The following is a 7,026-nucleotide window of genomic DNA, read 5'->3' on the forward strand; positions in this document are numbered from 1 at the left end:
AGTTATTCGTATCTCCTGATCCGGCATATATTTACAGGAGAGGAACACAGGAATGTTTTATCAGTTAAAAATCACAAGAAAAGGAACGAAACCGCCGGTATGGAGACGTTGTACTGTTGCGGCTGACGTTACATTTGCAAAGATGGCAGCCATGCTTGAAAAACTGGTTCAGTATCCGGCAGGCAGCCTATATGAGATTGAATTTTTTCAGAAAAAAGTACAGATCCGTGAGAACGGTGACGGAGAAGCAAAGAATAATTTCACATTATTAAATGCAGGCGAGACAGAGACTGCAGAGCTTATGGATTCCGAGAAATGGTTTACCTTCCGTCAGTATGGTGCGGATAAGGAAGCTCCGGAATACAGAGTTGATATTGAGAAGAAAGAAGAGGGAACAGCAGAAGCTCCTTCTATTATAAAAGAAGTAAAGGGTGAGGATGATCCGTACTGGACAGAGGCACCAGAGCTGGGATGCACTGCAGCAGTTGAAACTGAGGTGGAAACAGCCAAAGCATCGGAAGACATTGCTGCAACAGTAGCGGCAGTAGAGGCAGCAACCAGAGCTGCAAAAGCAGATGAGGCAGCCACAGGCAGCAGAAGAAATCCTACAGTAAAAGATTTCCTCATGTCCTATCGTAAAGAAGACCTTCTCAGCATTGCAGGTGAGCTTGGACTTCACTGCAAGGGAATGAATCAGGAAGAGATCGCCGCAAAGGTTGCCGCAGAGGTTCTTAAACCGGAGGTTATGAAAGCAAGCTTCCTCGTAGCAGACGATCAGGAGGTACTGGCTTTTGAGGCAGCTATTCAGAGAAAATGCTTCCATGTTGCAGAGGATGAGTGGAATACGTTAGAATGGCTGAACGATATGGGCTACCTTGTTTCCTACAGTGATGATTACGCAGAAGTTCCGGCAGAGGTTGCAGCTGTTTACGACCAGATTAACACACCGGAATTCCGGACACTTCGCAGTCAGGTAAACTGGCTGAAGGATTGTCTTGTCATGGTAAGCTATCTGTATGTATCTGCACCGGCGAAGACAGTATATGAGATGTTTAAGCAGAGAAAAGGCTTTGACATCGGATATGACAGGTTCATCGAGCTGTATCATACCATTCCGGAGAAGGCCTGCATCTGTGAGCTCGCGGAGGATCAGCTGATCCTGAAATCCGCACTGGTTAATAACATCTACAAGGATATCGAGAGACGTCAGGGTGGACGGAAATTCTATATTCCGTCCGTAGATGAGATCCTGGATTATTCCGAAAACGGTTATCCGACAAAATCTGCTTCTTACCAGAGACTGGGCAGATTCCTGCTGGACGAGATGAAGGTTTCTGATGCGGTGAAGGATCAGGTACTGTTCTTTATTTACAAAGAATGCTCCATGGATGGCAGAATGTCAGCAATCATGGAAAACCTGAACCAGAAGGGGATCCAGTTTAACGATGAGCAGCTTGAGAAATTTACAAAGCTGATCATGGAGGCAAACAATAACACAAGAATGCTGGAATTCCGCGGTTACACACCGAATGAGATCTCAGGAGCAGTATGGCCGTTTGCCACAGGCAAGCCGCACACTGCAATGCCGAACAGCTTTGTACCGACAGCAATGCCGATGCAGCCGGCATCTGCAAGAAAAATCTATCCCAACGATCCGTGTCCGTGCGGAAGCGGTAAGAAATATAAGAAGTGTTGCGGAAGAAGATAATTCTGCAGAAAATTTACCGTAATTCCGGAGTTGAAAGTTCCCATAGATCGTTGCGGAGCGACTGCGCTCATGAGTGAGCAGCGAACGCGGATATCTGGTCCGATTTATCGTTTGATGCAGTATCTCCGGAAATACCATACAAATTAATATAAGACAGTTCGTTTGTACCATCCTGTCTATAAATAAAACCAGGGCTGAAGAAGATGTGAGAATCAGGGCAGACTCGTGGCGGGTCTGCCCTTTTTTTACTTTAACTGGATCAAGGCCGGGAATCCCGGCTTTTTTTATTTATGGAAATATTCGGGTGGTGTGACAGATCCAGAAGGAGGAAAAATTTATGTATCAGTTAAAAACAGAAGCAGATTTCGATTCGGCACACTTTCTGTCCGGTTACACCGGCAAATGTTCCAACATCCATGGCCATCGCTGGCATGTGGAGATTGAGATCGAAAGCCGGAAGCTGGAGAAAAACGGCCAGGGGCGAGGGATGCTGGTAGACTTCGGAGATCTGAAAAAGGATCTTCGGGAGCTGGCAGATTCCATGGATCACACGCTGATCTATGAAGAAAATACATTACGTCCGAAAACGCTGGAAGCACTGGATGAGGAAGGCTTTCATCTGGTGAAGGTTCCCTTTCGCCCTACAGCAGAGAATTTTTCAGAGTATTTTTTCAGGAAAATGGAAGAAAAGGGCTATCCTGTAAAAAGAGCTGTTGTTTACGAAACACCAAATAACTGTGCAGCTTACCGGGAAACGGAAGAAGAAACGGAGGCGGTATGGCTATGAGGACCTATCAGGTTGTAGAGAAATTTGTCAGCATCAACGGAGAGGGCAGACGGGCAGGAGAGCTTGCCGCTTTTATCCGGTTTAAGGGCTGCAATCTTCAATGCAGCTATTGTGATACCAGCTGGGCAAATGAGCCGGGATGTGAGAGTGAAAGGCTGACAGAAGAAGAGATCCTTTCCTGGATCCGTGAAACAGGCGTAAAAAATGTGACACTTACAGGCGGGGAACCACTTTTGCGGAAAGGGATGGAGGAGCTGATCGAGGCAATCCTGGAGGATCCATCCCAGCGGGTGGAGATTGAGACCAATGGAAGCGTAGATCTGAAGCCTTATCATATATTAAAAAAACGTCCGTCCTTTACCATGGATTATAAAGCACCGGACAGCGGCATGGAAAAAGAGATGCTCCTTTCCAATCTGGAGCTTCTGGGCAGTGAGGATACGCTGAAATTCGTGGTCAGCAGCCGCAGAGATATGGAAAAAGCCCTGGAAATCCTGGAAAAGTACAGGCTGGTCGGAAAAACGGCAGTTTATTTCAGCCCTGTTTTCGGCAGGATCCAGCCGGTGGAGATCGTGGATTTCCTTATGGAAAAAAAGCTCAACGATGTAAAGCTTCAGATCCAGCTTCATAAGGTGATCTGGGACCCGCAGAAACGGGGAGTATGACAGGAAAACATATCACAATATAACAAGAAATACCGCAGAAAAGGAGAACGCTATGAAAGCACTTGTACTTGCAAGCGGCGGTGTGGATTCCACCACCTGCCTGGGGCTTGCCGTAAACAAATATGGAAAAGAGAATGTAATTGCATTAACAGTAGCTTACGGACAGAAGCACACAAAAGAAATTGAGGCTGCCAGAAAAACAGCAGAATATTACGGAGTGGAGCATCTTTATCTGGATCTGGAGCCGATCTTCCGGTACAGTGACTGCTCGCTGCTGAAGCATTCAGACAGAGAGATCCCGCACGAAAGCTATGCAGAGCAGCTGAAGGAAACCGATGGCTCACCGGTTTCAACCTATGTGCCGTTCCGGAACGGATTGTTTCTTTCCTCGGCAGCAAGCATTGCGCTGTCAAAAAACTGCAGTGTGATCTATTACGGAGCACATGCGGATGATGCAGCCGGAAATGCATATCCGGACTGCAGCAGTGCGTTTCACAATGCAATCAACGAGGCGATCTATCAGGGAAGCGGCGGCCAGCTGAAGGTTGAGGCGCCTTTTGTCAGCTGCACAAAGGCAGAGGTCGTAAAAACCGGCCTGGAGCTGAATGTTCCTTATGAACTGACCTGGAGCTGTTACGAAGGCGGCGAAAAGCCCTGCGGTGTGTGTGGAACCTGTATTGACAGAGCAGAGGCATTCCGGCTCAATGGAGTGAAGGATCCGGCACTTGACAGATAGATTGGATTATAAATATCCGTTTGACCATAGAAAGGAAAAAAATATGAGCAGAGAAAACCTGGAAAAAGAAGGGATCACCCTTCTCGGAAATCAGAAAGTAAAATATCCGGACAATTATGCTCCGGAGGTACTGGAAACATTTTTGAACAAGCACCCGGACAACGATTACTTTGTAAAATTTAACTGCCCGGAATTTACAAGCCTTTGTCCCATTACCGGACAGCCGGATTTCGCGACGATCACGATATCCTACGTACCCGGTGAAAAAATGGTGGAGAGCAAATCTCTGAAGCTGTATCTTTTCAGCTTCCGCAATCACGGAGATTTTCATGAGGATTGCGTGAACATCATTATGAAGGATCTGATCCGTCTCATGGATCCGAAATACATTGAGGTCTGGGGAAAATTTACGCCGAGAGGCGGCATTTCCATTGATCCATACTGCAATTACGGAAAAGCCGGAACCAGATGGGAGGAGATTGCCTGGAAACGCCTTGCAGAGCATGACATGTACCCGGAAAAGATCGATAACCGGTAGAAAAACTAAAAGTCCCTGTTTTCACTGCGAAAAGCAATGAAAGCAGGGGCTTTTTGTTTAGGTGCCTGACAGCGCAGGTTTATCTTTATGACAGCCGGATGCACTCCGATTCTGTGCCAAACAGATCAGCGATCACATCGTGCACGGTTTCGATCTTATCTGCCATATAGGCCTTTGCTCCGCAGAACAGCAGGCCGTTTTCCACGTCGCCCTTTACGGCGGCGATCAGCTTGTCTGTAATGCAGTAAGGGATCTCGCCGGGGGAACATTTGGCAAGGCAGCGGTGGCAGGGACTGTGCGGGATCTTTTCTCCGGCCATGACGTGCTGCATGAAGGGATTCATAATGGCACGTCCCGGCATACCTACCGGACTTTTTACAATGGCAATGTCGTCCTTTGCGGCGTGAATCAGGGATTCTTTCAGCCGGATGTCTGCGTCACATTCTTCCGTTGGGATAAAACGGGTGGCGACCTGAACGCCGTCCACACCAAGATCAAGGACATGCTTTACATCCTCGTGCGTGGCGATGCCGCCGGCAGCTACTACAGGGATTTCCGTGCCGAATTTTGCGGCATAGCTTTTTACAGTCTGGACGATCTTTCGGATCTCATTGTCGTAGGCTTCCGGTGTATAGGAATCCAGCTCTTCCTTGTGGAAGCCCAGATGACCGCCTGCCTGGGGCCCTTCGATCACCACAAGGTCTGCAGTGCGCTTGTACTTTCTTTCCCAGTATTTCAGGATAACCTTTGCAGATTTGTCCGTTGAGACGATGGGGGCAATCTTTGTTTTGCTTCCGCTGACAAGAGCAGGGAGCTCTGTAGGAAGTCCTGCACCGGAGATGATCAGGTCAGCGCCGGCATGGACAGCGGCTTTTACATGAGATGCGTACTCCTTCAGTGCAACCATGATGTTGTAGCCGATGATACCGTCAGGAGAAATCCTGCGTGCTTTTTTCATCTCGGACAGGATAGCCCGCTGGTTGGCTTCTTCGGTATTCCGGTCGAAATCCTTTTCCCGGTAGCCGATCTGAGCGGTGGAAATGATTCCAATCCCGCCTTCCTTTGCAACGGTGCCTGCCAGACGGCCAAGGCTGATACCAACGCCCATTCCACCCTGGATCAGGGGAAATCTCGTAAGTTTATCACCGATTTTAAAATTCTTCATAATGATCAGATCCTCACATTCATTTGCTTTCGTTAAATAATTTTAGTATAAAATAGTTTTATCATCAAAGTATATCATAACAGGGGAATTTGTCAATGTAAATGTCGGTGAATCAGGGAAGTCCTCTGCTTCAATTGCGAATAGCTGTTTGACCAGATTTTGTTAAAATCCACTTTGTTGACAGAACAGAAAATATCAGGCAAATTCACAGTGATATCAGCTTTACAGAAAACTGTAAAGTGAATTAGAGGAAAAGGGAGGAACAGGTATGCGAAAAAAGACGAGTACCATCATGGCCTGGCTGCTTGCGGCGTCCGTGACAGTCACATCTCTGTCAGCGGGAACCGTGACGGCCTATGCACAGGAGGAAATGCCGCTGGCGGAAGCCGGAACCGTGACAGAGAGTGCGGAAGAGTTTGGCGACAGCAGTGACAGCATTGCAGATATTGCGGAAGAGGGCAATATTGAAGCTAAAGAAAAGGGTGAGCTGACAGCATTATGCTGTGTAGTTTCACCCTTTTTATGTGTGATGAAATTTTTAAACTGTAAAGCAGTAGGCTGTGTCCGGAATCCCTCTGGCAAAATCAGAATTTAAACAGATTCAGACCGATTTCCTGATTGAACTCACGGCCGATCTCTCCGTCGATTACCTGGATTTGGATCTCGGCAGTAGCGCTGATGATGGCACGGTTCAGATGACCGCCGTGTACATGGCCTTCCTCGTCACCGGCTGCGATATGGAGATGAAGATAAACGTCACCGTCTTTGCGGGTAACGGTACCGGTAAGTGATACGATCTCAAACGCTCCCTGGAACTGAATAGAGTGGTATTCCTTTGTCACTGTGTTGTATACGCCTGCAGTGAAATCATTGATGGCGCCAAGGCCTGTGACCTGTGCAAGGCGGATATTCTCTTTTTTTGCAACCTTGCCGATCTCCTCCAGGATCTCTTCCTTCGGATCAAGACGAAGATAGATCGTGTTTCCGAAACGTCTGTATTCCATGATAAAAACCTCCCTTTGTGTGATATTTGCCATAAACAGCGGCGGATGTTTTTATCCGCTTGTCAATAAGTATAATACATTTTATTTTTTTTCGGAAGACATGGGAAAGAGAATGTCGGAGTCTCATGCCTGTGCGAGAGATTTTTTTTGACGTCTGCTCTTAGCATTGGAGGCAGGCGGGGATACGTTTGAGGTTTCGTTAGGTGGATGTGGTCGAGGGACGCCAGAGGAAGGAGGCATTGGCCCGGGAGTGGATGTAGTTGGGGGTGTTTTTGAGGTTTTGTTAGGTGGATGTGGTTGAGGGATGCCAGAGGAAGGTGGCATCGCACCGGGAGTGGATGCAGTCGGGGATGTTTTTGAGGTTTTGAGAGGTGGATGTGGTTGAGGGACGCCAGAGGAAGGTGGCATCGCTCCGGGAGTGGA

The 7,026-nt window shown here is 47.7% G+C and carries 8 protein-coding genes; 6 read left to right on the forward strand and 2 right to left on the reverse strand.

Features of this window, described 5'->3' with window-relative positions; genetic code table 11:
• Nucleotides 1-52: 52 nt before the first annotated feature.
• From DW694_RS15095 to queF, 5 genes are all read left to right on the forward strand, one after another.
• The gene (locus DW694_RS15095) at nucleotides 53-1,708 is read left to right on the forward strand and encodes an SEC-C metal-binding domain-containing protein (protein WP_118753266.1); all 1,656 of its coding nucleotides are present in this window, start codon (nucleotides 53-55) and stop codon (nucleotides 1,706-1,708) included.
• Between the two features lie 337 nt (nucleotides 1,709-2,045).
• A complete protein-coding gene (gene queD / locus DW694_RS15100; RefSeq protein ID WP_021976186.1) occupies nucleotides 2,046-2,495 on the forward strand; it encodes a 6-carboxytetrahydropterin synthase QueD in 450 nt (149 codons plus the stop codon).
• Nucleotides 2,492-3,160, forward strand: coding sequence for a putative 7-carboxy-7-deazaguanine synthase QueE (gene queE, locus DW694_RS15105; RefSeq protein ID WP_118753267.1), 669 nt, complete (start codon nucleotides 2,492-2,494; stop codon nucleotides 3,158-3,160). The genes queD and queE overlap by 4 nt, the downstream gene beginning before the upstream one ends.
• A gap of 19 nt (nucleotides 3,161-3,179) precedes the next feature.
• Nucleotides 3,180-3,896, forward strand: coding sequence for a 7-cyano-7-deazaguanine synthase QueC (queC, locus tag DW694_RS15110; RefSeq protein ID WP_256164017.1), 717 nt, complete (start codon nucleotides 3,180-3,182; stop codon nucleotides 3,894-3,896).
• 43 nt (nucleotides 3,897-3,939) lie between these two features.
• Nucleotides 3,940-4,434: a preQ(1) synthase gene (queF, locus tag DW694_RS15115; RefSeq protein ID WP_059086405.1), complete on the forward strand. Its 495-nt coding sequence runs from the start codon at nucleotides 3,940-3,942 to the stop codon at nucleotides 4,432-4,434.
• A gap of 85 nt (nucleotides 4,435-4,519) precedes the next feature.
• On the opposite strand, the gene DW694_RS15120 is transcribed toward queF, so the two are convergent.
• A complete protein-coding gene (locus DW694_RS15120; RefSeq protein ID WP_021652910.1) occupies nucleotides 4,520-5,599 on the reverse strand; it encodes a nitronate monooxygenase family protein in 1,080 nt (359 codons plus the stop codon).
• Nucleotides 5,600-5,867: 268 nt separating this feature from the next.
• Between DW694_RS15120 and DW694_RS15125 the strand changes: the two genes are divergently transcribed.
• Complete coding sequence (locus DW694_RS15125) at nucleotides 5,868-6,194, forward strand: hypothetical protein (RefSeq protein ID WP_118753268.1); 327 nt, start codon at nucleotides 5,868-5,870, stop codon at nucleotides 6,192-6,194.
• Here DW694_RS15125 and DW694_RS15130 read toward each other — a convergent pair.
• Nucleotides 6,184-6,603 (reverse strand): PPC domain-containing DNA-binding protein, encoded by a 420-nt coding sequence (locus DW694_RS15130; protein ID WP_110103182.1) that lies wholly within the window; start codon nucleotides 6,601-6,603, stop codon nucleotides 6,184-6,186. The two genes, DW694_RS15125 and DW694_RS15130, sit on opposite strands and share 11 nt — an antisense overlap.
• Nucleotides 6,604-7,026 lie beyond the last annotated feature (423 nt).

This window comes from Ruminococcus sp. AM26-12LB (assembly GCF_003480785.1).
In the GTDB taxonomy this organism is placed as follows: Bacteria; Bacillota; Clostridia; order Lachnospirales; family Lachnospiraceae; genus Blautia_A; species Blautia_A fusiformis.